Origin of the sequence: Sandaracinus amylolyticus, assembly GCF_021631985.1 — a bacterium.
GTDB classification, from domain to species: Bacteria; Myxococcota_A; Polyangia; order Polyangiales; family Sandaracinaceae; genus Sandaracinus; species Sandaracinus amylolyticus_A.
In genome coordinates this window covers 6,810,612-6,834,556 of the sequence record NZ_CP070225.1, presented here as the reverse complement: position 1 = coordinate 6,834,556, position 23,945 = coordinate 6,810,612, and the positions used below count along the sequence as shown (strand labels likewise).

Below are 23,945 nucleotides of genomic sequence, written 5' to 3'. Positions count from 1 at the left end.
CTCCGCGCAATGGAGCACCATGAGGGCTCCCATCACCGAGACACTGCCGCCCCCGCCCTTGGTCACACGCTCACCTTCGAAAAGCTGAAACCGATATTTGATACCGATTTCGACGCAGGAAGGAAAGCCATTCGACACACGGTGTGAGCCCACGCGGGCGCGAGGGGCTCGACTGGCGTGGGCGCGGTGGCGAGACTCGCTGCATGGATCTGAGCGTCGTGTTCCACAGAGACGGTGCGCTCGACATGCGTCGGGGCTTCGACGTGGGCGCGGGCCCGAGCGCGGGCGTCGACGTGATCCTGCGCGAGCTCGACGATCGGGCGCGCGAGGGGGAGCTCGATCCCGAGCAGGTGCGCATCGCGTCGTGGCTCGCCGACTGGGAAGAGATCCTGCTGGGCGACGGAGAGCGCAGCGGATGGTCGCGCGAGGGGCTCGACGTGATCGTCGGGCTCTGCGAGCGCACCGAGCTGGAGCGCATCCTCGCCGCGATGGACGCGCTGCGGCCCGCAGTGGTCGAGAGCATGCCGTCGCGGATCGCGTCGTGGGACGCGCTCTCGTCGTTCCTGCGCGGGTGCTACGCGGAAGGGAGCATCGCGCTGTGGTGCGATCTCGAGGGCTGATCGCGGCGCTCGCGATGCTCGTGCTCGTCGCGTGCAGCGAGGAGCACGAGCGAGCGGACGCGAGCGTCGATGCGGCGCGCGGGTCCGACGCGAGCACGACCGAGTGCGACGAGATGCTCGGCGCGGCGTGCGAGGACCCGAGCGCGTGCGGGGGCGAGCTGCAGTGCGAGAGCGGGCGCTGCATGGTCGGCCGCGCGGGCTGCGGTGGGTTCGCGGGCGCGCTCTGCGAGGGCGCGCTCGAGTGCCTGTACTTCACGTCGGCCGACTACGGCGCGTGCGTCACGAGCGCGGAGCGCGAGTGCCTCTGCGCACGTGCGCGCGCGTCGTTCTCGGGATGCGAGTGACGCGGCGCGGGGAGATGTTGCCGGGCGTTCGCGCGCGCGGGGCGCGGCGCCACGCCTAGGCGTGCAGCGGCTCGCTCTTCGCAGGGGCCGACGCGCTCTGCGCCTCTTCGCGCTGCGCGACCCACGCGGTGTCGAATGCGGCCTTCGCCGCGCGGAACGCGTCGCGGACGCTCTCCGCATCCTTCGCGGTGAGCTCGCAGATCATCCGCGTTCCGTCCTCGGAGAGATAGCTGCGCTCGAAGCGACCTCCGCGCGCCGCGAGCTCGGCGTCGATCGCGCGCGAGAGCTGCTCGAATTCGTCGGCCGGGGGACGTGCGGAGAAATGATGCTCGACGATGATGGTGGCCATGACTGCCCTCCTCGCAGCGCGTCGTCGCATCGCGCGTGCCGAGTCGAGGATGCCAGTCGGGACTGGCACGCTCGCGATCAGCCGCGAAGGCGATCGAGCGCTTCGAGATCCGCGGCTGCGCTGCCCACCCGCGCGCCGAGCGGGAGCATCAGCACTGCGCGACCGTCCGCGACCACCACGTGCGCCGCGTCGACGTGCCCGTGGACGAGCCCCTGCGCGTGCAGGCCCTCGAGCGCGATTCGCAGCTCGTCGGCGCGCGCGCGCTCGAGCGGCGCGCGTGGGGCCTCGCCTCGCGGCAGCTCGAGGATCGCGCGCCCACCCTCCTCGTCGATCGACCAAACGGCCTGCAGGAACGGCGAGTCCGCCCGCGCCAGCGCACGCAGCGACCGCGCGCGATCGGCGTCGCACGGGACGATCACCACACGACGTCGAAGCAGCTCGTCGTCGGCGATCGTCGTTCCGTCGAGCTTCACGTCGACGATCGACCAGCGCTCGACCGAGGGCGCGGGCGGCGCGCTGCTGCTGCGTCGCGGCGCGGCCGGCGCCGCAGTGCGGGGCGCGGCGAGCTGCGCTTCCTGCTCGATGCGCGCCCAGGGCAGGTGCGTCCACGCCTCGAGCACCTCGCTCGCGGTGCGCGGTCGGGCCGCGGGATCCTTCTCGAGCATCGACGCGATCAGCGCGTCGAGCGCCTCGCCGATCCACGGCGCGTGGGTGATCGCGCGCGCCGGCGTGAGCTCGAGGTGCTGCGCGACGAAGTCGGGCCCGGGGAAGGGCAGCACGCCGGTGATCGCGCGATAGACGATCACGCCGAGCGAGTAGAGATCGGTCGACGCATCGGGCCGCGACGACCCCGTGATCTGCTCGGGCGACATGTACGCGAGCGTGCCCATCATCGCGCCGGTCAGGGTCGCGCCGAGATCCGCGAGGTGCGCGACGCCGAAGTCGCCGAGCTTCACCTCGCCGGTGCGCCCGAAGAACACGTTCGCGGGCTTGAGATCACGATGCACCACGCCGCGCCGGTGCACCGCCTCGAGCGCGCTCAGCACCGAGCGGCCGACGTGCTGCACGACGCTCGGCGCGAGCGCCGTCGCGACCTCGCCGTTCGACAGGCGATCCTCGAGCGTGCCCCCGGACATGTGCTCCATCACGAGGAAGGGCCCGTCCGGCTGGTACTCGTAGACCTGCACGACGTTCGGGTGATCGATGCCCGCCGCGACCTTCGCCTCGCGCGCGAAGCGACTCAGCGCGTCGCGGCCCGCGGCGCCCGAGCTCCCCGCGTGCAGCACCTTGATCGCGACCTCGCGCCCGTAGAACGCGTCCTCCGCGAGCAGCACGCGCCCGGTGCCGCCCGCGCCGAGCGCGCGCACCACGCGATATCGCCCCGCGATCAGCTGATCGCGGCTCGCGCTTCGCGGACCGCGCTCGTCGCCGAACGACGCGCGCAGCAGCTCGGGCACCGTCGCCGGCATCGAGGGCTCGAGCGCGCGCAGCACGTCGAGCCGGCTCTGCGCGGCGTCGGTCATGCCGAGTGCGTCGAAGCACGCGACGAGCAGCTTGCCCGCGGGGATCGCGAGCTCGTCGTCGTCGGCCGCGACCTGCAGCGCGCGCGCCGCGTGATCCCAGCGACCGAAGCGCGCGAGGATCTGTCCGAGCTCGAACGCGCTCTCCGCGTCGTCCGGGGTGTCGCGCAGGCGGCGCTCGTAGAGCATGCCCGCCTTGCGCATGTCGCCGAGCTCCTTCCAGCAGCGCGCGGCGTCGCCGAGCTCTCCCGCGCGCTCGTGCAGCATCGCCGCGGCCTCGAGCTCGCCTGCGGCCTCGCGCAGGCGCGCCGCGTCGCTGGTGCGTCCGCGCGCCTCGGCGTGGCTCGCTGCGCGCGACGCCTGCTCGGGACGCGCCGCGAGGCTCGAGAGCAGCGACGACGCGAGCTCCCGATCCTGCGCGCCCACCGCGTGCCGATACGCTTCGTCGTAGAGCCCGGCGTCGGTCGCGACGCGGATCGCCTCGGCGTGCTTCCACACCGCGGCGAGCAGCTCCGCGGCGCGCGCGGGCTGTCCGCCCTCCGCGCAGATGCGCGCAGCTTCTTCGTGGCGACCCTCGCGCACGAGGGCCTGCACCACCGCGTCGTCCACCGCCATGCCCCCGATTCTAACGTCAGCCCGCGCTCACACCGGCATCGGGCGGCGGCGTGGCTTCGTCGGCGACCTCGGGCGCGGCGCTCTCTTCTTCTTCGATCTCCTCCTCGTCGTGCCCGACCTCGAGGTCCGGCACGCTCTCTTCACCGCGCCGGCGCGCCGCCGCGTCGTAGCGCGAGGTCTGCGCCGCGAGGATCGCGCGCTCGCGCGTGGGCTCGCTCGGCCCCGAGCCATCGCTCCAGAAGTAGCTGCGCGCGCGCACGTCGAGGTGCACGAAGCCGCTCACCGGATAGATGCCGACCCCCACGAAGCCCTGCGGGCGCAGGTACGCCGCGAGCCTCCGATCGCTCACGCCCGGCAGCACGAAGTCGATCGCGCGACCCTGCGAATGACGGCTCGTCGCGCGCCCGTCGCGATAGCCGCTGACGACGTGCACGTAGGGCACCTCGAAGTGCCGGACCGCGCGGTACACGAGCCCGAGCAGGCGAGGATGGACGTCGTGCATCGAGCCCTCGCGCGACGCGAACGCCTGCTGCGCGAGGACGAGATCGTCGGTCTCGAAGCCGCCCTCGACGCCCGCCGGCACGAGCGCGATGTGCTCGCGCTGACGCAGCGGATGGAACACGAGCGGCGGCGGATCGAGGCGCGACCACGCGCGCACCTCGCTGCGGCTCGCGCGCTGGTGCCAGCGCTGGATCTGCCGGCGCTGTGCGGCGGTCAGTCGCGGCCGGCGGGCGCGCCGCCGATGGGTGCGACCGCCACGTCGTGCCGAGCGACCGCGATCGCGGCGCTGGCACGCACGCACTCCGTCGTCGGCATCGGCGCGCGGGACGAAGCCCGCGGCCGATCCGAGCGCGAGCACGATCGCGACGACGAGCGAGAGGATCGCGAGCGAGCGTGAAGAGACTCTCGACATCGCGATCAGCTCGACGACGCGACGCCCTCGCCGTAGCCGCCCGCCGCGCTCGGCGAGCGCACGCCCGCGCCCGACGACGCACCGGTGCGCGTGAGGATGCGGACGCGCCCTGCCGCGCCACCACCGCCGCCGCCGCCGTTGCCGTTCTCGCCGTTCTCGCCCGCGAGCTCGCCGCCTGCGCCGCCGCGGCCCCCATCGCCGCCGCCCGCACCGTCGCCGCCGTCGGCGCGCGCCGCGTCGTCGCGCCCGCGCTCGCCGTGATCGGCGTTGTTGATCAGATCGCTGTCGCCGCCGCCGCCGCCGCCGCCGTTCGCGACGACCGCACCGTCGATCACCACGCTCGGCGCCTCGAGGAAGATCGTCCCGCCCGCGCCACCACCGCCGCCGCCGTCGTCGCCTTCGCGGCCACCCGCGCCCGGCGCGCGCACCACGCCGCCGGTCGCGATCACGATGCCGACCGCGCTCGAGATCTGCAGCGCGCCGCCGCCTCCGCCGCCGTCTCCACCGTCGTCGGCGTTCGCGCCCGCACCGCCGCCTCCGCCGCCGATCAACACCGACACGCTCGCGTCGCCGAGCACGCCGCCGCTCGAGCCGCCCTGCGCGGTCCCCGAGATGCCGCCCTCGTCGCCGCCCTCGCCCCCGTTCGCCGCGTGACCGCCGCCACCGCCGCCGCCCATCAGCGCGCCGAACGTGCCGGTCACGTTGCCGGGGCCGCCCGCGCCGGGGCCGCTCCCTGCCATCCGTGCGTCGCCGCCGCCGCCCGCGCCCGGACCGCCGGCGCGACCGTTGCCGCCGACGTCGATCACGCCTGCGATCCGCACCTCGCCCGCAGCGAGCAGGATCAGCGCGCGCGGCCCGCTCGCGACGAGCTGGCCGCCCGCCTCGACGCGCAGCGCGCCGACCGAGACGATCGCGACCTCGGGATTTCCCATCCCCTGCGTCGCGGTCGCGAGCAGCATCCCGCTCGCGTCGCCCGCTGCGCCCGCTGCGCGCAGCTCGGTGCCCGACACCGTCTCGACGATGCGCCCGGTGTCGGTGTCGATCGAGACCACCTCGCCCGCGCGCACCACGAGATCGGTCGTGCCCGCGACGAGGCGCGCGGGATCGGCGACGTGCGAGGGCACGAGCCGCGCGCACCGCACCGGCACCTCCGCGCCGAGGCACCCCATCGGGCACGTCTCGACGATGTCGAAGCGCCCCGACGCGTTGCACTCCGCGATGACGTCGCCCTGGCACTCGACGAGCCCGACGGGGCAGCCGCGGAACGCGTCCACGCCGACGTCGATCATCTCGCCCGCGTCGATCGGCTCGCTCGCGTCGATGCCCGCGTCGATCATCTCGCTCGCGTCGATCATCTCGCCTGCGTCGACCATCTCGCCGGCGTCGGGCTCGCCGGCATCGGGCTCGTCGTCGCTCGCGTCCACGCCGGTGGTCGCGTCGCGCCCGCCTGCGTCGATGCCGCCTCCGCCCTGTCCTCCGAACCCGGTGCGATCGAGGCTGCACCCGACGACGACCACCGCGCACATGCACCACAACGCGCGTCGCGAGCACACCTTCATCCGTCGGTCTCCCGCGCCCGCTCGAGCTCGCTCAGCGCCGCGCGTGCCGCGGCCTGCTCCGCTTCGAGCTTCGTCCGACCCGAGCCTCGCGCCAGCACGCGCGCATCGGGCGCCGTCACGATCACGTGGAACACGCGCTCGTGCTCCGGCCCCTCGGTGCGCTCGAGCTCGTAGCGCGGCGTCTCGCCGCGCGCCTGCATGCGCTCCTGGAGGCGCGACTTGAAGTCCTTCGCGCCCGGCGCGAGCGCGTCGATGCGCGGCGCGAGGAGCGCGCGGGCGATCGCGATCGCCGGCTCGATGCCCGCGTCGAGGAAGATCGCCGCGATGCACGCCTCGAGCGCGCTCGCGAGGAGGCGCGGCTTCTGGCGGCCGCCCGAGCGCTCCTCGCCGCGACCGAGCCGCAGCGCCTCGCCGATCCCCAGCTCGGCCGCGATCGTCGCGAGCGCGCCCTCGTTGACGAGATCGGCACGGCGCCGCGTGAGCTCGCCCTCGCGCGCGGTCGGGAACCGTCGCTCCAGCACCATCGCCGCGGCGGCGCCGACGATCGCGTCGCCGAGGAATTCGAAGCGCTCGTTGTCGGCGGCGGCGAGCTCCGGATGCTCGTGCACGTACGACCGATGCGTGAGCGCCGTCATCAGGAGCCCGAGATCACCGAACGCGTGCCCCAGCCGGTGGGCCACGGTGCTCGCCGAATCGCGGGGATCGACCATTCGACCGGCCAGCGTAGACTCCCCCTGGATGGACGTCGAGAGACGACGGCGCAGCCGTGGCGCCGTGCTCGCCGCGATCGCCGCGTGCCTCGTCGTGATCGCCGCGGGCTCGGTGCCGGCGCGCGCTCAGCTCGAGGTGGGGATCTACGAGGGCGTGCCCTGGCCGATCATCGCGCCGCCGCTCGGGCTGCCGATCCCCGCGCCGCCGCGGCCCGCGCCCTCGGAGCCCGCGACGCCGGCGGCCGCGCGCGTGATGGAGGTGCTGCGCGGCGTGCAGACCTCGATGCGCCAGACGCGCTACCAGCATGCGACCGTGGTGCGCGAGCGCGAGGGCGTCTTCCTCTGGGACTGCTCGGGCATGGCGGCGTGGGTGCTGCGTCGCGCCGCGCCGCGCGCGATGGGCGCGATCACGCGCGAGCGGCCGGTCGCGCGGGACTTCGTGTCGGCGATCGAGCGCGCGCCGGTGCGTGGAGGTCGCAGCGGGTGGCAGCGCCTCGAGCACATCGACGCGGTGCGTCCCGGAGACGTGTTCGCGTGGCGGCGCCCGCGTGGCTTCCCGAGCCGCAACACCGGGCACGTCGGCTTCGTGATGGAGGCGCCGGTGTCGCTGCCGTCGATCCCGGGCGCCTACGCGGTGCGCATCGCGGACTCGACGTCGTGGGGGCACCAGGAGGACACGCGACGCGACGACGGAGTCGGCGGCTTCGGCTTCGGCACGCTCGTCTTCCTCACCGACGGTCAGGGCCACGCGACCCACTACGGCTGGGTCGGCACGCTGAGCGACGGCTACGTGATCACACCGGTCGTGTTCGGTCGACTGCTCCGGTGAGCGTCACCGCGTGATCGACACCACGCCCGCGATCAGCGCGCCGACCACGAAGGGCGCGATCGCGAGGCCCCATCGCATCGAGCGCGCATAGGCCTCCGCGCGCTCGGGTGCGCCGACTTCCGCGCGCAATGCACCGAGCGGCGCGAGCGCGCGCCCACCGAGCAGGCCGAACACCAGGAACGCCGCGAGGATCGTCAGCAGCGCCCACGTCGGAACGTGCTGCTCGAGCCTGCGCCGGATCGAGTCGTCGACGCGCATGCCCGCACCGTCGATGCGCGTGTGGAACACCCGATCGTTCGCTTCGATCGTGATCGCGTACACGTCGCGCGCTCGCACCACGCGCACCCGCTCGATCGCGCTCGGCCACGCGCGCGGCAGCCGCCCCGCGCCGTCGGCTTCGCCGTCCCCGGCGCGCACGATCAGCTCGCGGCCCTCGACCATCACCGTGATCGTCGTGTCGGGCACCACGATGCGCGCGCGTTCTTCGTGCACCTCGCGATCGATCAGCGTCGTGCCCGGAGGTGCGTCCGACTCCGCCGGCGTCGAGGGGCGCAGCGCGCTCAATCCGAGCATCGCCAGCGCGAGCACCGGCGCGAGCACGTCGAACGAGAGCAGCGCGACCAGCGTGCGCGGCACCGGCCCGCGCGCCTGCACCGCGCGCGGCACCGCGAGCAGCGCGCGCCGCTCGAGGTACGCCGCGGTCGTCCACGCCTGACCGAGCGGGATCGTGATCGTCATCAGCGGCAGCGCGCCGAGCAGCCCGAGCGGCGTCGCCGCGCGCTCGAACGTGCGCGCGACGATCATCGCGGTGATCAGCGCCGGCGAGAGCTGCAGGAAGAACACGACGAACGTGAGCGCGAGGTGCCGCAGCACGCCGCTTCGCCACGCGAGCCACGCGCTCTCCACCACCGCGCCGCCGATGCGCCCGCCGCGATCGATCAGCACCAGCGGCGCATAGAGGAACGGCGCGATGAACCCCACCGCGAGGATCACCGAGCCCGTGATCAGCCCGACGCGCCGCAGCGCCTCGGGCCAGGGAAGCGGCTCCTCGGCGGCATCCGCGGTCGCGACGTCGGGGCCGAACCCCAGCGCCGCGAGCCATCCCGTCAGCGCGACGATCACCACCGTCGCCAGCACGATCGCCGCCGCGCGGATCCACGCGCTGGTGCGCGGCCGCGCGATCCCCGTCGCCGCCGCGATCTGCACGCCGTAGAGCTCGCACACGAACCACGGCCCCACGATGGCGCCGAGCCCGGTGCACACCGCGCACAGCGAGAGCACGATCGCCGCGCCGAGCGCGATCGAGATCCCCGGGTGCATCCGCACGAGCGAGACACCGGTGCGCAGCTCGCTCGTCGCGCTCGAGGTCACGCTCGCCATCGTAGCGGCGTAGCCACCCGTGCAGGGCTGCGATATACCGGCCGCCGGGATTGGGGTTGGCTCCGGACGGAGGTCACGCAGTCTTGCAGCACATCTTCCGAGCGGCTCTCTTCGACGGCGAAGTCGCGATCGTCACCGGTGGTGGAACCGGCATCGGCTTCGCGGTCGCGCGAGAGCTCGGCACCCTGGGAGCGAAGATCGCGATCTGCGGTCGTCGCCCCGAGCCCCTGGCCGAGGCCGCCGATCGCCTGCGCGCCGACGGCATCGACGTGCACCACGCGGCCTGCGACATCCGCAAGCCCGAGGAGGTCGAGGCGTTCGTCGACGGCGTCGTCGCGAGCTTCGGTCGCGCGTCGATCCTCGTCAACAACGCGGGCGGCCAGTTCCCCACGCCCGCCGAGCACCTCGCGCCGAAGGGCTTCGAGGCGGTGGTCCGCAACAACCTGCTCGGCACCTGGACCATGACCCACGCGGTCGCGCGCCGCGCGTTCATCCCGAGCAAGCGCGGGCGCATCGTGAACGTCATCGCGAACGTCGCGCGCGGCTTCCCCGGCATGGCGCACACCGGCGCGGCGCGCGCCGGCGTCGAGAACCTCACGAAGACGCTCGCGGTCGAGTGGGCGGTGCACGGCATCCGCGTCAACGCGGTCGCGCCCGGCGTGATCAAGACGACGGGCACCGCGCAGTACCCGCCCGAGCTGCTCGAGATGTCGCGCGCGTCGACCCCGCTGAAGCGCCTCGGCAGCGCCGAGGAGACGTCGCACCTGATCGTCTACCTCGCGAGCACGCAGGCGGACTTCGTCACCGGTCAGACCTTCTACATCGACGGCGGCGCGAGCCTCTGGGGATCGCCGTGGCAGATCCCCGACGACGAGGTCCCGCAGTACCCGCCGTATCCCCTCCCCGAATGATCCCCCTCTCCCGCTCCAAGACGCCACAGACGTGCACGTGCTCGTGCCCGTGCACGTGCGCGTCGACGAACCGGAGCCCCGCGTGAGCGAAGATCCGATCAAGGCCGAGCCGGAGCCCGAGGACACCGGTCCGAAGGCGACCAAGGTCGCGAAGAAGAAGCGCCATCGCGGCGCGGCCGACGAGCCCACCGAGCCCACGCGCCTCCCCGGCGAGGGGACCGCGGAGGGCGAGAAGCTGCGCGAAGCGAACGCTGCGTTCGAGGCGGGCAACTACGCGCTGGTGCGGGCCCTGACCACCGAGCTCGAGCGCGCGATCGATCCGAAGATCGTCGACGCCGCGCGCGAGCTCGCCCGCCGCACCGCGATGGACCCCGTGCAGATCGTGTTCCTCGTGCTCTGCGCCGTCGCGCTCCTCGTCATCACCTACGTCTACGTGCTGGAATGATGAAGCGACCTCTCGTCTCCGCGTTCCTCGTCCTCGCGCTCGCCGGCTGCGGCGGTGCACAGACCCACACCGCGACGCGCACCGGCCCGCTCCGCGCGCGCGAGCTCTATCCGATGGGCGAGGGCTACATCTGGACGCACGACGTCGACACCCAGACCGGCATCTCGACGCTCTCGATCACGCGCGTCACCGAGGCGCTGCCGCCGCGCTTCGTGATCCAGGCCGACGGTGCGCGCGAGCGACACGTCTACGAGCTGCGCGAAGAGGGCATCTGGGACGTCGACGCGAACGCGTGGCACGTGCGCGATCCGCTGGTCGTCGGCGAGACCTGGGACGCGGGCAACGGTCGCACCGCGCGGATCACCCAGACGGACCAGGAGGTCACCGTGCCCGCGGGCACGTTCTCCGAGTGCGTCGAGGTCGTCGTCGAGAACGAGCAGACGCAGGGTCGCTCGCGCACCGTGTACTGCCCCGAGCAGGGCCCGGTGATCGTCGAGTACCACCAGGAGCTCATGACGACCGGCGGCATCACGATCCACGGCGAGCTCCGCGCGCCGCTGCAGCGCGGCATGGAAGACGTCGAGGAGCCCGAGGGCTACGAGGGCCCCGGCGAGTGATCTTCGCGCTCGATCCGCGCATCGAGGCCGACAGCGCGCCGGTCGGGCGTCTTCCGCTCTGCCACGTCCGATGGATGCGCGACGCGCGGTATCCGTGGGCGCTGCTCGTCCCGGCACGTCCCGGGGTGCGCGAGATCCACGAGCTCGACGAGCGCGATCGACACGCGCTGATCGACGAGTCCGCGCAGGTCGCGTCCGCGCTCTCGCGCATCGTGTCCGCGCACAAGATGAACGTTGCGGCGATCGGCAACGTCGTCGCGCAGCTCCACGTGCACGTCGTCGCGCGCTTCCCGACCGACGACGCGTGGCCGCGCCCGGTGTGGGGCCTCCATCCCGCGCTGCCGTACGAGCCCGACGTGCTCGAGGCGCGCATCGCCGCGCTGCGCGCCGAGCTCGCGATCTGACGGAACGAAAACGGCCGGGCGCGTGGCCCGGCCGTCTCCTCGATCGCTCAGTCGATCACATGCACTCGCTGCAGTTCGCCCATCCCGACGCGGTGCACGTGCAGTGCGCGTACGTGGTCGGGGTGCACTGCTGGAAGCCCATGCGTCCCTCGCACACGTTGTTGTCGAACATCTCGTCGAGGCACGAGCCCGGCCCGGTGCACTCGCCGCCGCCGACCTGACACGCATCGAGCGTCCCGCTCACCGACCCGAGGCTGCCCTCGGCGAGCGTGAAGGGATCGAACTCGTGGGTCCACGTCGGCCCGATGTCCTCGATCATCAGGCTCAGCTCGACGCTCGGCGTGAACTCGAGCGCCCACGGGAAGTCGCAGTTCCACTCGCAGCCGCCCGCGTCGCTCGTCAGCTCGACGCCCACGCTGCCCGTGAGCTCCGCGATCGCCGCCGCGCCGATGTTGATCGTGAAGCCGCTGCGCTTCCAGCGATAGCCGATCTGCAGGCGCACCGAGACGCCCGCCGCGATCTGACCGCTCGCCGTGACCGGGCCCGCGCGCTCGGTCGAGAGGCGCGCGATCGGATCGACGTCCACGTCGGGACCGACCTGGTGGTACTCGCCCTCCTTCAGGCCGAGCTCGAGGTTCGCGGTCATCTCGACGCCCGCAGTGAACCGGAACTGGCCCGCGTCGCTCATCGCGCTGAGCTCGCCGTTCAGCACCGGCGACGCGAGCAGCTCGATCGGGACGCCGTACACGATGACGCGCATCAGCCGGATCTCCGGCGCCTGACCGCCGCCCGCGAGCGCCATGAAGTCCGCCATGCACATCAGCTCGCCGCGTCCGTCGCCGGTCACGTGCACGCCCGCGCTGACGGTGCCGTCGAGGTCGAGGTACATCGTCGGGTTCGCGCTGATGCCGGTGAGCCCGACGTCGATGTCGATGTCGATCGGCACGTCCATGCTGCGGAAGTCGGTCTCGACGAAGGGCGTGAGACCGAAGCCCGACGCGCCGGTGCAGCCCAGCAGATCCATCGGGTTGCCCATGAACGACGGGGTGCCGCCGAGAAGACAGGGCTGCGCGTCCATGCAGTCGCCGAGCGACTCGATCGCGACGCCCTCCTCCCTCGCCTCGACCGGCTCGTCGACGCGGATCGGATCGTAGTGCGCGATCGCGCGCAGGGTCACGAAGTACTCCGCGAGCGTCGCGTCGCGCGTCGTCGCCACGATCGAGCCGTCCGCCTGCTCGTCGATCGTCAGCACCTTGCGCAGGTAGCCCGTGCCCGTGACGCCCGCGACCACGTGGCCCACGCGCAGCGGCGAGGTCCCGTCGAAGCGGAAGACGAGGCGATCGTCCTCCACGACCACCGACTGGAACGCGTCGTGGTTCTCCACGTCGAGCGCGTCGGCGGTGAGCTCCACCTCCTGGATCTCCACCCACGAGCCGCGATGCGCTGGCTCGTTCGTGTCGTTGGAACAGCCCGCCGCGATCGACGTCAGCGCGAGGGCGACAAGGAATCGGTATGCATGCGCACGCATCATGAGCCCGCCGTTCAGCAACGTATGTGCCTGGATCGACAGCGCATTCGTAGTACGGAACGCGACCTCGATGCAGCGATTCGTTCCTCGCCGAGCCGATCCGTACAGCGTCGTGCTCTCCGGCGTGCGATCTCGCCCCGTGCGCGCGAGCCCGAGTGACCAGTTCCTGGCAGGTGCCGTCGCCAGCCCGCATCGCACATCCACCTCGATGCGCGTGTGACGTGCTCGTTTCGCGAGCTTGATCGGATCGGTACGATCCCGCTCGCTCGGGAGGTCTTCGATGCGCGCTCTCGCTCCATTCGCGATCGTGCTCGTGCTGTGTGCTTGTGGCTCGTCTCGCACGAGCGAGGTCGACGGCGGCGGAGCTCCGAACGACTCCGGCACCGTGCTCCCGAACGACGCGGGCGCGATCGATCCCGATGCGCCGTCGGTCACCGTCTCGTTCGGCCCGCAAGCGCTCGCGCCGGGCGACGAGCGGACCGTCTGCGTGATCCTCGACGCGGGCAATCCCGTCGCGCGTCAGGTCCGCGCGATCCGCACGCACCTGCCGCAGGGCAGTCATCACATGATCGTCTATCGCACCGACATGCCGGTCCGCGAGACGCCGTATCCGTGCTTCCCGTTCGCCGACGGAGGCGAGGCGGTGTTCATCGCGGAGACGGTGGACGCCGAGCTCGTGTACCCCGAGGAGGCCGCGCTCGAGTTCGGCGCGAACCAGCACATCCGCCTCGAGATCCACGAGATCAACTACACGCGCGAGCCGATCGACGTGCGCTCGAGCGTGACCTTCGAGTTCCATCCGCTCGACGACACCACGGCGCGCGCGCCGGTCGAGTTCCTCTTCACCGGCGACATGTCGCTCACGCTCCCGCCGCGCCGCGAGACCACGGTCACGAGCTTCCACTACGTGCCCGACGGCGCGCGCCTCTTCGCGCTCACGTCGCACACGCACTCGCTGGGCACGTACGCGGCGATCCATCGCGCGCGCTCGGAGAGCGACTACGACACGCCGCCGCTGCACGAGTCGACCGAGTGGGCGGAGCCTCCGCTGGACACGTTCGCGCCGCCGCTCGTGCTCGGTTCCGACGAGGGTCTCCGACTGACCTGCACCTACTACAACGACCGCGCGGAGACCGTCTCGTTCGGGCTCGATTTCGCCGACGAGATGTGTTTTCTGTGGGCCTACTACTACTGAGCTCCGGAGCGCGTCCAAAACAGTAGTGATTCCAATATGTTGCGAGCGTCGCGCGGGGTTGCTGCGGCGCTCGTTCCGGGCTATTCTCAGGCCTCTTTTTCGGGGCCTCTTTTCTCTCCTTCGGAAGACACTTCGCGGCGATCAGTCCGCGAAGCAGCAAACACCGTCCCCCGGAGAAACACCGCATCGCATGTCCGTCACCGACTCGAACGAACCTCAGACCCCTGTCACCGAGGAGCGGAGCCAGCCTCCGAGCGCGTCGTCGTACGGCGAGCGATCCATCCAGGTCCTCGAGGGCCTCGAGGCCGTCCGAAAGCGGCCCGGCATGTACATCGGCGACGTGCACGACGGCACGGGCCTGCACCACCTCGTGTGGGAGGTCGTCGACAACGCGGTCGACGAGCACCTCGCCGGTCACTGCGATCGCATCGTGGTCACGCTGCACAGCGACGGATCGATCACCGTCGTCGACAACGGTCGCGGCATCCCCGTCGGCATGCACGAGAAGGGCGTGAGCGCGGCCGAGGTCGTGATGACCGTGCTGCACGCCGGCGGCAAGTTCGACAACGACTCGTACAAGGTCTCCGCCGGTCTGCACGGCGTCGGCGTCTCCGCGGTCAACGCGGTGAGCGAGTGGCTGCGCCTCGAGATCCGCCGCGAGGGCAAGGTGTGGCAGCAGGAGTATCGGCGCGGCGTTCCGCAGGCGCCGATCGCGCCGGTCGGCGTGACCGACAAGACCGGCACGAAGGTGAGCTTCAAGCCGGACCTCGAGATCTTCACCAATCCCGAGTGGAGCTGGGACGTCCTCAACAATCGCCTTCGCGAGATCTCGTTCCTCAATGCCGGTCTGATCATCGAGCTCGAGGAAGAGGGCGGCGAAGGGCGCAAGACGACGTATCAGTTCGCCGGCGGCATTCGTGAGTTCGTCCGTCTGCTCAACAAGAGCAAGACTCCGATCCACGACGAGGTCATCTACATCATCGACGAGCGCGACCGCGTGCAGGTCGAGCTCGCGCTGCAGTGGAACGAGTCGTTCCAGGAGCAGGTCTACTGCTACACGAACAACGTCCACAACAAGGACGGCGGCACGCACCTCACGGGCCTGCGCGGCGCGCTGACCAAGACGGTCAACGGCTACGGCGCCGAGCACAACCTGGTGAAGGAGCTCAAGGGCGCGTCGCTGTCGGGCGAGGACGTTCGTGAGGGCCTGACCGCGATCGTCTCGGTGAAGCACCCCGATCCGAGCTTCAGCTCGCAGACGAAGGACAAGCTCGTCTCGAGCGAGGTGAAGGGCATCGTCGAGAACATCGTGAACGAGAAGCTCGCGCTGTTCTTCGAGGAGCACCCGCAGGAGGCGCGCAAGGTCGTCGACAAGAGCGTCACCGCGGCGCGCGCGCGCGAGGCTGCGCGCAAGGCGCGCGAGCAGGTGCAGCGCAAGGGCATGCTCGACGCGAGCAACCTGCCCGGCAAGCTCGCCGACTGTCAGGCGAAGGACCCCGCGGAGAGCGAGCTCTACATCGTCGAGGGTGACTCGGCAGGTGGCTCGGCGAAGCAGGGTCGTGATCGACGCACCCAGGCGATCCTGCCGCTGCGCGGGAAGATCCTGAACGTCGAGCGTGCGCGCTTCGACAAGATGCTGAGCAACCAGGAGGTCGGGACGCTGATCACGGCGCTCGGCGCGGGTGTCGATGCGAGTGGCAACTTCGACATCGACAAGCTCCGCTATCACCACGTGATCATCATGACCGACGCAGACGTCGACGGATCGCACATCCGGACTCTGCTGCTCACGTTCTTCTATCGACAGATGCCCGAGGCGATCCGGCGCGGATACGTGTACATCGCGCAGCCTCCGCTCTATCGCGTGAAGAAGGGCAAGAAGGAGCAGTACCTCAAGGACGAGGACGCGTTCGCGCGCTTCGTGATCGACTCGGGCATCGACGGAGTCGTGGTGCGCACGACGGGCGGTCAGGTGCCGCTCGCGGGCGACTCGCTGAAGCGACTGCTCGACGACATGAACCGCTGGAAGAAGCTGCTGCGCGCGATGGAGCGGCGGCTCGAGCCGTCGATCGTCGAGGCGCTGGTGCGCGTGGCGCGCCTCGATGCGGACGGGCTGCGTGATCGCGCGACGGTGGACGCCGCGATCAAGTCGGTCGAGTCGTACGTCGGCGAGAAGCAGCCGGACCTGCTGCCGATCATCGCGCGCGTCGAGGAGGACCCGGAGCACAGCGCGTCGCGCGTCCGCTTCAGCACGCGCGCGGGCGTGAGCACGAAGACGACGACGATCGACGTCGACTTCGTGAACGGCGCGGACTTCGGGCAGCTGCGCGCGATCTGGGACGGAGTCGCGGCGCTCGGCGCGCCGCCCTTCGTCGCGGTGACCGGCGCGAGCGAGGAAGACGGTGAGAGTGGGCGCACCGAGGAGATCGGTGGCGTCGACGATCTCGTCGCGTGGGTCGAGGCGCGCGGTCGCAAGGGCCTGTCGATCCAGCGCTACAAGGGTCTCGGCGAGATGAACCCGGAGCAGCTCTGGGACACGACGATGAATCCCGACACGCGCGTGCTGCTGCAGGTGAAGGTGGACGACGCGCTGCAGACGGATCAGCTCTTCTCGCTGCTGATGGGCGACGAGGTCGAGCCGCGCCGCGAGTTCATCGAGCACCACGCGCTCGACGTGAAGGAGCTCGACATCTGAGCTGGTGATCTCGGCGTGACGGCAGCGCGGGCTGCGGGAACACGCGCGGCGGGTGGGTTGTCGGTGCGCTGCATGTACCGACATCCACGCGTCGCCGATCAGGCGCAGATCGCGGCGTTGCGCACCGAGATCGCGGAGCTGCGCGCCGCATTGGAGGCGTCGGAGCGCGCGCGCCGGGAGCTCGACGAAGCGCTCGTTCGTGCGCGCGAGGGCGTCTCGAGCGAGGGCATGGTCGAGCACGACGAGCCCCAGCTCCGCGCGCGCTCGGCGCTGCTCGGGCTCGGTGCGCTCGGCGCGATCCTCGTCGCGGGCACGATCGTCGTCGTGCTGATGCTCGCGGCGGAGACGCCGATGCTCTCGCTCCAAGGCATGCGGAACCTCGCGTGGATGCTGCGGGCCGGTGTGCTCGGGTCCACGCTCTCGGCGGTCGGCGGCGCATTCGTGCTCGCGCTCCCGTGGCTCGTGCTGCCGTGGGTCGCGGCGGTCGGGCTCCAGCGGGTGCGGCGCTGGGGCTGGTACGCGGGCGTCGTGGCGCTCGCGCTCTACGTGCCGACGCCTCTCTGCTTCATCGCGATCCCGGGGCTGATGGCGCTCTGCACCGCGCGGGTGCGCGCGGCGTACCTCGGTGCGTGATCGTGCGCTCGCGTGCCCGCAGGATCTTCGGCAGAGTGCTTCGTTCATGGAGCTGCTCGATCGCTCGGTCTCCACGATCGCGCGCGGGATCCGCGCGATCCGACTCCGCACGCCTTCGGTGCACGCGCTCGGTGAGATCCGCGCTCAGGCGGCGTCGCGCGCGCTCGACCGCGCGCGGCCCGAGGCTCGCGCGATCGCGTCGCGGCTACGCAGCGGCGATCCTTCGGCGCGCCGAGCGCTCGCGGACATCGCGCAGCGCGCGCTCGATCACATGCGATGCGAGGTCCGCGAGGAGGCCTCGCGCCGCGGTGTGCTGCACGCGCTCGCGATCGGTCTCGACGAGCGGTTCTCGCGCACCGACGAGCCCGAGTGGCTCGACGATCCTCACTTCGATCGCGCGGCGCGGGTGCGGGTGCTCGAGCACCTCGACGCGCTGAACGTGATGGTCGGCGGATACGCCGCGTTCTTCGACGCGCTGCGGCCCTACCTCGGGCGCGATCGATCGCGCCCCACGCGCGTGCTCGATCTCGCGGCGGGGCACGGAGGCTTCGCGCTCGCGGCGGCGCGCATGGCGCGCGACGAGGGGCTCGCGATCGAGCTCTGCGCGACCGATCTCAAGCCCGAGTACCTGGAGATCGGCGAGGCCGTCGCGCGGCGTGACGGCCTCGACGTGCGCTTCGCGGTGCAGGACGCGCTCGACCTCTCGGGCATCGAGCGCGGCGCGTACGACGTGATCGTGTGCACCCAGTCGCTGCACCACTTCCCGCCGGGGCTCGTCGCGGTGCTCGCGTCGGAGGCGAGCCGCGTCGCGGGGCGCGGCGTGGTGCTGATCGACGGATATCGCAGCCGCATGCACGCGCTGGTGGTCGGATCGATCGGGCTCCTGCGCTTCCGCGACGTCGCGTTCGCGCACGACGGATGGGTGTCGTTCCGCCGCTTCTTCGTGCCCGAGGAGCTCGAGGTGCTCGCGCGCCTCGGGCCCGAGGGGGATCGCGCCGATGCGCGGTGGATGCCGCCGACGCACTGCGTGGTGACGATCCCCACCGGCTGAGACGAGCCACCGCGCGATCAGCGCGGGAAGTCGGTCGAGATCGCGACCGCGCGCCAGGCGTCGAGCTCCTGCGCCACGAACGCGTTCTTCGCCTCGATCGCGGCCACCGTGTCGGAGCCGAGCGGGAGCCGGAGCGGGGGCGTCGTCGCGCGCGTGAGCTCGACGACCGCGCGCGCGAGGCGCAGCGGATCGCCGGGCTGCTGGAGGCTCACCGACCTCGCCATCGCGCGGACCTTGCCCGCCGTGTCGGCGTAGTCCGCGATGACCGGCGGCGTCTCGACCACCGAGCCCGCCTCGAGGAACTCGGTGCGGAAGTAGCCGGGCTCGACGATCGTCACCGCGATCCCGAGCGGCGCGAGCTCGGCGTGCAGGGCCTCCGAGAGCCCCTCGACCGCGAACTTGGTCGAGCAGTAGATGCCGAAGCCGGGGCCGGATCGATACCCGCCGACCGACGAGAGGTTGATGACGTGCCCCGCGCGCTGCTCGCGCATGACCGGGAGCACGGCGCGGGTGACCGTGAGCAGGCCGAAGACGTTCGTCTCGTAGACCCGTCGCACGTCTTCGGCCGACGTCTCCTCGACGGCGCCGATCACGCCGTAGCCGGCGTTGTTCACGAGCACGTCGATGCGCCCGAAGCGCGCGATCGCGGCGTCGACCGCGGCCTGGACCGAGCGCTCGTCGGTCACGTCGAGCGCGACGGGCAGCACGTTCTCCGAGCCGCCGAAGCGCTCGATCACGCGCCGCGGGTCGCGCGCGGTCGCGACGACGTGGTCGCCCGCGGCCAGCGCGGCGCTGGTGAGCTCCGCGCCGATGCCGCGCGAGGCGCCCGTGATCAGCCAGACACGATGGTTCTCGTTCGTTCCCATGACTCGCTCCGTTTCGATGACCTGAGCCTGGCTCCTCCGACCATGAAGATCATCGGCAAGATCGTGCATGCGTCATGAACCTGTCGTTCATAATCCAGGGATGGCCGACAGCTTCGACGGGCTCTCCGCGTTCCTCGCGGTCGCCGAGCACAAGAGCTTCACCGGCGCCGCCGCGGCGATGGGGATCTCGCCCACCGCGATGAGCCAGAAGATCAAGCTGCTCGAGCAGCGTCTCGGCGTGATGCTCTTCCAGCGCACGACGAGGCGCGTCGCGCTGACCGACGCGGGCGCGAGCCTCTTCGCGCGCCTCGCGCCGGCGTTCACGGAGGTCGAGGACGCGATCGCCGCGCTCGGCGACTATCGGGGCCGTCCCTCGGGGCGACTGCGCATCACCGCGCCGCGGGTCGGCGGCGCGCGACTGCTCCCGCCGATCGTGGCGCGGATGCAGGAGCGCTATCCGGAGCTCGCGCTCGAGGTGTCGCTGGACGACGCGTTCGTCGACATCGTCGGGGCGGGCTTCGACGCGGGCATCCGGCTCGGCGACGCGATCGAGAAGGACATGGTGCGGGTGCCGATCACGAAGCGCTCTGCATGGTCGATCGTCGCGGCGCCGAGCTACCTCGCGCGCGCCGGGCGGCCGCGGAAGCCCGAGGATCTCAGCCGCCATCAGGCGATCCGCCAGCGCATGATCGCGACGGGGGTGGTCTATCGCTGGGAGCTCGAGCGTCAGGGCAAGCCGATCACGGTCGACGCGCCGGGCTCGGTCGTCGTCGACGACGCGGCGCTGATCGTCGCGCTCGCGGTCGAGGGCGTGGGGCTCGCGTACGTGGCCGACGAGTCGATCGCCGATGCGATCGCGCAGGGTCGGCTCGAGCGCGTGCTCGAGCCGTTCGTGACGCCCGGCCCGCCGTTCTGCCTCTACTTCCCGGCGCGCACCCAGGAGCAACCGAAGCTGCGTGCGTTCGTCGAGACCGTGAAGAGCATGCGCGACGAGCTCGACGCACCGCCTCGATCGAAGCGCGGGAAGAAGCGCTGAGCGAGTGTCGACATCGGCTCGCCGGCGCGGGGCCCTCTGCCAGCGAGCACGCCAGCTGGACCGAGCGCTCAGCGGCTCGCGACCAGCGCGCGGTGCTCGGGCACTCGCTCGAGGAAGCTCCGTCGCCAACCCGCGTCGACGATGCGCGCGGCGAGCTCTTCGATGCGCGCGCGCCCGCGCTCTCTCACCGCGCGGGCCTCGTCGACGTAGCCCGTCGCCTCGAGCGCGCGCACCGCGGCGAGGAACACCTCGCCTTCGCCCTCTTCGACGCTGCCCACCGCGTCGCGGATCGAGAGCGCATCGCCCGCGAGCTGGAGCGCGGCGTCGGGCTCGCCGCGCTCGAGCCGCGCGCGCGACGCGAGCGCGCGTGCGTTCGCCTCGAGCGTCGCGTCGCCGTGGGTCTGATCCGCGAGCGACTCGAGCGCCTCCGCGACCCCGGTCTCGCCCGCGTGGAGCCGCGCGCGCAGCGCGTACAGGCGCGCGGCCTGCTCGAGGTGCAGATCGCCGATCGCCGTGGCGATCGCGATCGCATTGTCGAGCGCCGCGACCGCGTCGGCGCCGCGGCCCAGCGCGCCGAGCGCGTAGCCGAGGTTCGCGAGCGCGTAGCCCTCGGTGAGGCGATTGCCCACGCGCCGCGCGAGATCGAGCGCGCGCCGCAGCGCGGCCTCGGCCTCTTCGTGCGCACCGAGCCGGTTCGACGCGTCGGCGCCGTTGCTCTCCGCGCCCGATGCGCGGCGCAGATCGCCGGCCTCGGCATAGAGCGCGGCGGCGCGCGCGTACGCGAGCTTGCGCGCGCCGTGATCGCCCGACGTGCCCGCGACGTAGCCTCGCAGATCTTCGACGATCGCGCGGGTCGGCGGGGCGAGCCGGGGCTCGACCGATCCCAGCGCGGCGAGCGCGCGCGATGCCTCGGCGCCGCGTCCCAGCGTCACCCACGTCGAGGCACGACGGCAGGTCGCTCGCGCGAGCGTGTCCGCATCGCCCGAGCGCTCCGCGAGCACCACTGCGCGCTCGAGCTCCGAGAGCGCGTCGTCGTAGTGGCGCGTTCGGCGGTGGTGCTCGCCGCGCTCGCTCGCCGCGAGCGCGCGCTCGCGATCGTCGCTCGCGCTCGCCTCGGCGTCGTCGAGGGCGCGCGACTGCTCGGGCGCATCGCCGACGAAGCGCGCGGCCTCGGCGCGCGCGAAGTGCAGCGCGAACGCGTCCTCGTCCGGCACACCGCAGCGGATCGCGTGGGCCGCGCAGCGCAGCACGGCGCGCGCGTCTCCGCCCTGTGCAGCCGCGAGCGCGGCGCGCACGTACCACGGCGCCGCGCGGTCCGGATCGCCCGCCGCCTCGAGGTGACGACCGACGTCCTCGGGCTCGCGCCCCTGCGCCTCGCCGAGCGCGGCCGCGCGTCGATGCAGCTCGCGTCGATGATCGTCGTCGAGCATCGAGTACGCGACCGCGCCCACGAGCGGGCTGCGGAACCGATACGCGCGCGCGCCGCGCACCGTGACGCGCGCGAGGAGCTCGCGACGCACCAGGGTCCCGAGCAAGCGCTCCGCGTCGGGCGTGCCGATGCCCTCGAGCTCCGACGCCTCGGCAGGTCGCGCGAAGATCGCGAGGCGCCGCACGCACTCCTTCTCGTCGCTCGGCAGACGATCGAGGCGCGCCTGCACCGCGTGCTCGATCGTCGGGGGCAGCGGCCACGCGCTGGGCTCGAGCCCCGAGAGACCGTGGGCGCCGGCGTCGAGCAGCTGCTCGATGAAGAGCGGATTGCCTCCGGCGTGATCGGCGAGCGCCTGTGCCGCGGCCGGCGTGAGCTCGCCCGCGCGGATGCCGCGCGCCCGCGCCATCGCGAGCACGTCGCTCGCGCGCAGCGGTCCGGGGTCGATGCGCGCGCTCGCGCTCGCCGACGCGAGCAGCTCGGGGTGCGCCTCGGCGATCTCGGGGCGCGCGGTCGCGACGATCCACAGCGGCGCATCGGCGAAGAGCGTCGGGGCTTCTTCGAGCAGCGCGAGCGACGCGGGATCGGCCCACTGCAGATCCTCGAGCACGATCACCAGCGGCCCTTCGCGCAGCAGCCCGCGCGCGCGACCGAGCACCTCGGCGCGCAGTCGATCCGCGACCGCTTGAGGATCCAGCTTGCCGCTCGCGCCGCGCGCCGGCTCCACGCCCAGCGCGCGCTGCCACACCGCGAGCACGTGCGCGGGCTCGTGGGGCTCGGCCTCGCTGCGCCGCCATGCGAGCGGCGGCGAGGACTCCGCGGCGAGGCCACGCACCGCCTCGGCGAGACGCGTCTTGCCGATGCCCGGCGGGCCGAGGATCCACGTGAGCGCAGCGCGATGCTCGTCGACGACCGCGTCGCGCGCGCGGCGGAGCCCGGCGAGCTCGGCGTCGCGCGCGAGCAGGGGCGATGCGGCCTGCGGCGTCGAGCGCGTCTCGCCGACGAGGAAGAGCTCGGGCGCGACCTCGATCAGATCGCAGCGGCTCGCAATCGCGCGGGCGGCCTTGGGGCCCGCGACGACGCCGCGCTCGGCGCGCGAGCACGCTTCCTCGGCTTCGCGCAGCGCCTCGCCGCCGATCACCGTGCCGCGCAGCACCGCGGGGCCCACCGCGATCGCGAGACGCGCCGCGAACGCACGCGCGACCCGCGCCGCCGCGAGCGCACGCTCGATCTCGTCGCCGTGCGAGATCTGTGCGCCGAAGATGCCCGCCGCGCGCCCCGCGATCAGCGGCACGTGCTCGCCGCCCACGCTCGTCATCGCGCTCGCGAAGCGCTCGGGATCGACGACCGACTCCGCGAGCACGATCGCGATCGATCGTCGCTCGCCGCCCACCGCGCGAGCGCGGACCGTCGGCGCGGTCGCGTCCTCTTCCGCGTCGACCATCGCGCGCGCGAGCGCGTCCGCGAAGTCGCTCGCCGACGCCCAGCGACCCGCGGGCTCCTTCTCGAGACAGCGCTCGACGACGCGCGCGATCGCGCGCGGCACCTCGGGCGCGACCCGCGCGAGCGGCGGCGCAGGATCGACCGCGACCGCGAGCAACGTGGCGAGCGTGCCCTCGCGGCGGAACGGCGAGATGCGGGTGAGCCCCTCGTAGAGCACCACGCCGAGCGCCCACACGTCGGCGCGCTCGTCGATGCGCACCTCGCCGCGCGCCTGCTCCGGCGCGAGGTACGCGGGCGTGCCCACGATCGCGCCGCTCGCGGTGATGCCGCTCGAGCCGTCGCTCGCGGTGGCGATGCCGAGGTCGAGCACCTTGATCGCGCCGTCGCGACAGCGGAAGAGGTTCGCGGGCTTCACGTCGCGGTGCACGAGGCCCGCGGCGTGGATCGCGGTGAGCCCGCGACACGCCTGCACGATCGCGTCGAGCAGCACGTCCATCGCGATGCCGCGCGCGAACGCGACGTCGAGCGTCTCGCCCTCGAGGAGCTCGAGCACGAGGTAGGGCCGGCCGGTCGCGTCCATGCCCGCGCCGAGCGTGCGCACGACGTTCGGATGATCGATGCGCGCCGACGCCTCGCGCAGGAAGCGATCGACCGCGCCCGGCCCGGGCACGGCCGCGTCGATGCGCTTCACCGCGACCTCGTTTCCCGAGGGATCGCGAGCGCGGAAGACGGTGCCCATCCCGCCCCGGCCGAGCTCCTCGACCAAGCGGTATGCGCCGAGGCGCCCGAAGCTCATCGCACCCCGATGGTATCAGGGCGTGTGTCGCTGCGTGCCGGAGAACGCCGGCGCGAAAGA

At 72.4% G+C, this 23,945-nt stretch carries 21 protein-coding genes; 12 read left to right on the top strand and 9 right to left on the bottom strand.

The features are described from left to right. Positions 1-203: 203 nt before the first annotated feature. Both I5071_RS28965 and I5071_RS28960 read left to right on the top strand, forming a co-directional pair. Entirely contained in the window at positions 204-620 is a 417-nt protein-coding gene (locus I5071_RS28965) for a hypothetical protein (protein ID WP_236516412.1), read from the top strand. Continuing rightward, positions 602-964: a hypothetical protein gene (locus I5071_RS28960; RefSeq protein WP_236516410.1), complete on the top strand. Its 363-nt coding sequence runs from the start codon at positions 602-604 to the stop codon at positions 962-964. Before I5071_RS28965 ends, I5071_RS28960 begins: the two co-directional genes overlap by 19 nt. A 55-nt stretch (positions 965-1,019) precedes the next feature. Here I5071_RS28960 and I5071_RS28955 read toward each other — a convergent pair whose 3' ends face one another. The 5 genes from I5071_RS28955 to rnc all read right to left on the bottom strand — a co-directional run bounded on the left by I5071_RS28955 (position 1,020) and on the right by rnc (position 6,630). Continuing rightward, on the bottom strand, positions 1,020-1,313 hold the full coding sequence (locus I5071_RS28955) for a nickel-binding protein (RefSeq protein WP_236516408.1): 294 nt from the start codon (positions 1,311-1,313) through the stop codon (positions 1,020-1,022). A gap of 77 nt (positions 1,314-1,390) precedes the next feature. Continuing rightward, complete coding sequence (locus I5071_RS28950) at positions 1,391-3,448, bottom strand: serine/threonine-protein kinase (protein ID WP_236516406.1); 2,058 nt, start codon at positions 3,446-3,448, stop codon at positions 1,391-1,393. Between the two features lie 16 nt (positions 3,449-3,464). Next, positions 3,465-4,361, bottom strand: a complete 897-nt coding sequence (locus tag I5071_RS28945) for a YcbK family protein (RefSeq protein WP_236516405.1) — start codon at positions 4,359-4,361, stop codon at positions 3,465-3,467. Between the two features lie 5 nt (positions 4,362-4,366). Beyond that, a complete protein-coding gene (locus I5071_RS28940; protein ID WP_236516403.1) occupies positions 4,367-5,920 on the bottom strand; it encodes a hypothetical protein in 1,554 nt (517 codons plus the stop codon). After that, positions 5,917-6,630: a ribonuclease III gene (gene rnc, locus I5071_RS28935; RefSeq protein ID WP_236516401.1), complete on the bottom strand. Its 714-nt coding sequence runs from the start codon at positions 6,628-6,630 to the stop codon at positions 5,917-5,919. The genes I5071_RS28940 and rnc overlap by 4 nt, the downstream gene beginning before the upstream one ends. 28 nt (positions 6,631-6,658) lie before the next feature. On the opposite strand from rnc, the gene I5071_RS28930 reads away from it, so the two are divergent. Next, positions 6,659-7,459: a hypothetical protein gene (locus I5071_RS28930; RefSeq protein ID WP_236516400.1), complete on the top strand. Its 801-nt coding sequence runs from the start codon at positions 6,659-6,661 to the stop codon at positions 7,457-7,459. Positions 7,460-7,462: 3 nt separating this feature from the next. Here the strand turns inward: I5071_RS28930 and I5071_RS28925 are convergent, their stop codons facing one another. Continuing rightward, the gene (locus I5071_RS28925; protein WP_236516398.1) at positions 7,463-8,839 is read right to left on the bottom strand and encodes a hypothetical protein; all 1,377 of its coding nucleotides are present in this window, start codon (positions 8,837-8,839) and stop codon (positions 7,463-7,465) included. Positions 8,840-8,922: 83 nt separating this feature from the next. On the opposite strand from I5071_RS28925, the gene I5071_RS28920 reads away from it, so the two are divergent. From I5071_RS28920 to I5071_RS28905, 4 genes are all read left to right on the top strand, one after another. Continuing rightward, positions 8,923-9,750, top strand: a complete 828-nt coding sequence (locus I5071_RS28920; protein WP_236516396.1) for an SDR family oxidoreductase — start codon at positions 8,923-8,925, stop codon at positions 9,748-9,750. A gap of 82 nt (positions 9,751-9,832) precedes the next feature. Continuing rightward, entirely contained in the window at positions 9,833-10,195 is a 363-nt protein-coding gene (locus I5071_RS28915) for a hypothetical protein (RefSeq protein WP_236516395.1), read from the top strand. Further along, complete coding sequence (locus tag I5071_RS28910; protein WP_236516393.1) at positions 10,195-10,812, top strand: hypothetical protein; 618 nt, start codon at positions 10,195-10,197, stop codon at positions 10,810-10,812. Before I5071_RS28915 ends, I5071_RS28910 begins: the two co-directional genes overlap by 1 nt. Continuing rightward, positions 10,809-11,216, top strand: coding sequence for an HIT domain-containing protein (locus I5071_RS28905; protein ID WP_236516392.1), 408 nt, complete (start codon positions 10,809-10,811; stop codon positions 11,214-11,216). Before I5071_RS28910 ends, I5071_RS28905 begins: the two co-directional genes overlap by 4 nt. Before the next feature lie 55 nt (positions 11,217-11,271). On the opposite strand, the gene I5071_RS28900 is transcribed toward I5071_RS28905, so the two are convergent. Then, complete coding sequence (locus tag I5071_RS28900; protein ID WP_236516391.1) at positions 11,272-12,642, bottom strand: hypothetical protein; 1,371 nt, start codon at positions 12,640-12,642, stop codon at positions 11,272-11,274. A 382-nt stretch (positions 12,643-13,024) separates the two neighbouring features. Here I5071_RS28900 and I5071_RS28895 point away from each other — a divergent pair, with 382 nt between their 5' ends. From I5071_RS28895 to I5071_RS28880, 4 genes are all read left to right on the top strand, one after another. Beyond that, entirely contained in the window at positions 13,025-13,939 is a 915-nt protein-coding gene (locus I5071_RS28895) for a hypothetical protein (protein ID WP_236516389.1), read from the top strand. A 190-nt stretch (positions 13,940-14,129) separates the two neighbouring features. Continuing rightward, positions 14,130-16,634, top strand: coding sequence for a DNA topoisomerase (ATP-hydrolyzing) subunit B (gene gyrB / locus I5071_RS28890; protein WP_236516387.1), 2,505 nt, complete (start codon positions 14,130-14,132; stop codon positions 16,632-16,634). A gap of 72 nt (positions 16,635-16,706) precedes the next feature. Beyond that, positions 16,707-17,267, top strand: coding sequence for a hypothetical protein (locus I5071_RS28885; protein WP_236516386.1), 561 nt, complete (start codon positions 16,707-16,709; stop codon positions 17,265-17,267). Positions 17,268-17,313: 46 nt separating this feature from the next. Continuing rightward, the gene (locus I5071_RS28880) at positions 17,314-18,318 is read left to right on the top strand and encodes a methyltransferase domain-containing protein (protein ID WP_236516384.1); all 1,005 of its coding nucleotides are present in this window, start codon (positions 17,314-17,316) and stop codon (positions 18,316-18,318) included. A 17-nt stretch (positions 18,319-18,335) separates the two neighbouring features. Here the strand turns inward: I5071_RS28880 and I5071_RS28875 are convergent, their stop codons facing one another. Further along, positions 18,336-19,184, bottom strand: a complete 849-nt coding sequence (locus I5071_RS28875; protein WP_236516383.1) for an oxidoreductase — start codon at positions 19,182-19,184, stop codon at positions 18,336-18,338. 100 nt (positions 19,185-19,284) lie between these two features. Between I5071_RS28875 and I5071_RS28870 the strand changes: the two genes are divergently transcribed. After that, entirely contained in the window at positions 19,285-20,220 is a 936-nt protein-coding gene (locus I5071_RS28870) for a LysR family transcriptional regulator (RefSeq protein ID WP_236516382.1), read from the top strand. Positions 20,221-20,288: 68 nt separating this feature from the next. On the opposite strand, the gene I5071_RS28865 is transcribed toward I5071_RS28870, so the two are convergent. Next, positions 20,289-23,885 carry a serine/threonine-protein kinase PknK gene (locus I5071_RS28865; RefSeq protein WP_236516380.1) on the bottom strand — a complete coding sequence of 1,199 codons (3,597 nt, stop codon included), beginning with the start codon at positions 23,883-23,885 and terminating at the stop codon, positions 20,289-20,291. Positions 23,886-23,945 lie beyond the last annotated feature (60 nt).

Excerpts from the sequence above, each read along its gene's own strand:
- rnc (WP_236516401.1), bottom strand. The coding sequence starts at position 6,630 with ATGGTCGATCCCCGCGATTCGGCGAGCACCGTGGCCCACCGGCTGGGG.
- I5071_RS28895 (WP_236516389.1), top strand. The coding sequence starts at position 13,025 with ATGCGCGCTCTCGCTCCATTCGCGATCGTGCTCGTGCTGTGTGCTTGT.
- I5071_RS28865 (WP_236516380.1), bottom strand. The coding sequence starts at position 23,885 with ATGAGCTTCGGGCGCCTCGGCGCATACCGCTTGGTCGAGGAGCTCGGC.
- I5071_RS28925 (WP_236516398.1), bottom strand. The coding sequence starts at position 8,839 with ATGGCGAGCGTGACCTCGAGCGCGACGAGCGAGCTGCGCACCGGTGTC.
- I5071_RS28945 (WP_236516405.1), bottom strand. The coding sequence starts at position 4,361 with ATGTCGAGAGTCTCTTCACGCTCGCTCGCGATCCTCTCGCTCGTCGTC.
- I5071_RS28965 (WP_236516412.1), top strand. The coding sequence starts at position 204 with ATGGATCTGAGCGTCGTGTTCCACAGAGACGGTGCGCTCGACATGCGT.
- I5071_RS28870 (WP_236516382.1), top strand. The coding sequence starts at position 19,285 with ATGGCCGACAGCTTCGACGGGCTCTCCGCGTTCCTCGCGGTCGCCGAG.
- I5071_RS28930 (WP_236516400.1), top strand. The coding sequence starts at position 6,659 with ATGGACGTCGAGAGACGACGGCGCAGCCGTGGCGCCGTGCTCGCCGCG.
- I5071_RS28880 (WP_236516384.1), top strand. The coding sequence starts at position 17,314 with ATGGAGCTGCTCGATCGCTCGGTCTCCACGATCGCGCGCGGGATCCGC.
- gyrB (WP_236516387.1), top strand. The coding sequence starts at position 14,130 with ATGTCCGTCACCGACTCGAACGAACCTCAGACCCCTGTCACCGAGGAG.
- I5071_RS28885 (WP_236516386.1), top strand. The coding sequence starts at position 16,707 with ATGTACCGACATCCACGCGTCGCCGATCAGGCGCAGATCGCGGCGTTG.
- I5071_RS28950 (WP_236516406.1), bottom strand. The coding sequence starts at position 3,448 with ATGGCGGTGGACGACGCGGTGGTGCAGGCCCTCGTGCGCGAGGGTCGC.
- I5071_RS28875 (WP_236516383.1), bottom strand. The coding sequence starts at position 19,184 with ATGGGAACGAACGAGAACCATCGTGTCTGGCTGATCACGGGCGCCTCG.
- I5071_RS28940 (WP_236516403.1), bottom strand. The coding sequence starts at position 5,920 with ATGAAGGTGTGCTCGCGACGCGCGTTGTGGTGCATGTGCGCGGTGGTC.
- I5071_RS28910 (WP_236516393.1), top strand. The coding sequence starts at position 10,195 with ATGAAGCGACCTCTCGTCTCCGCGTTCCTCGTCCTCGCGCTCGCCGGC.
- I5071_RS28955 (WP_236516408.1), bottom strand. The coding sequence starts at position 1,313 with ATGGCCACCATCATCGTCGAGCATCATTTCTCCGCACGTCCCCCGGCC.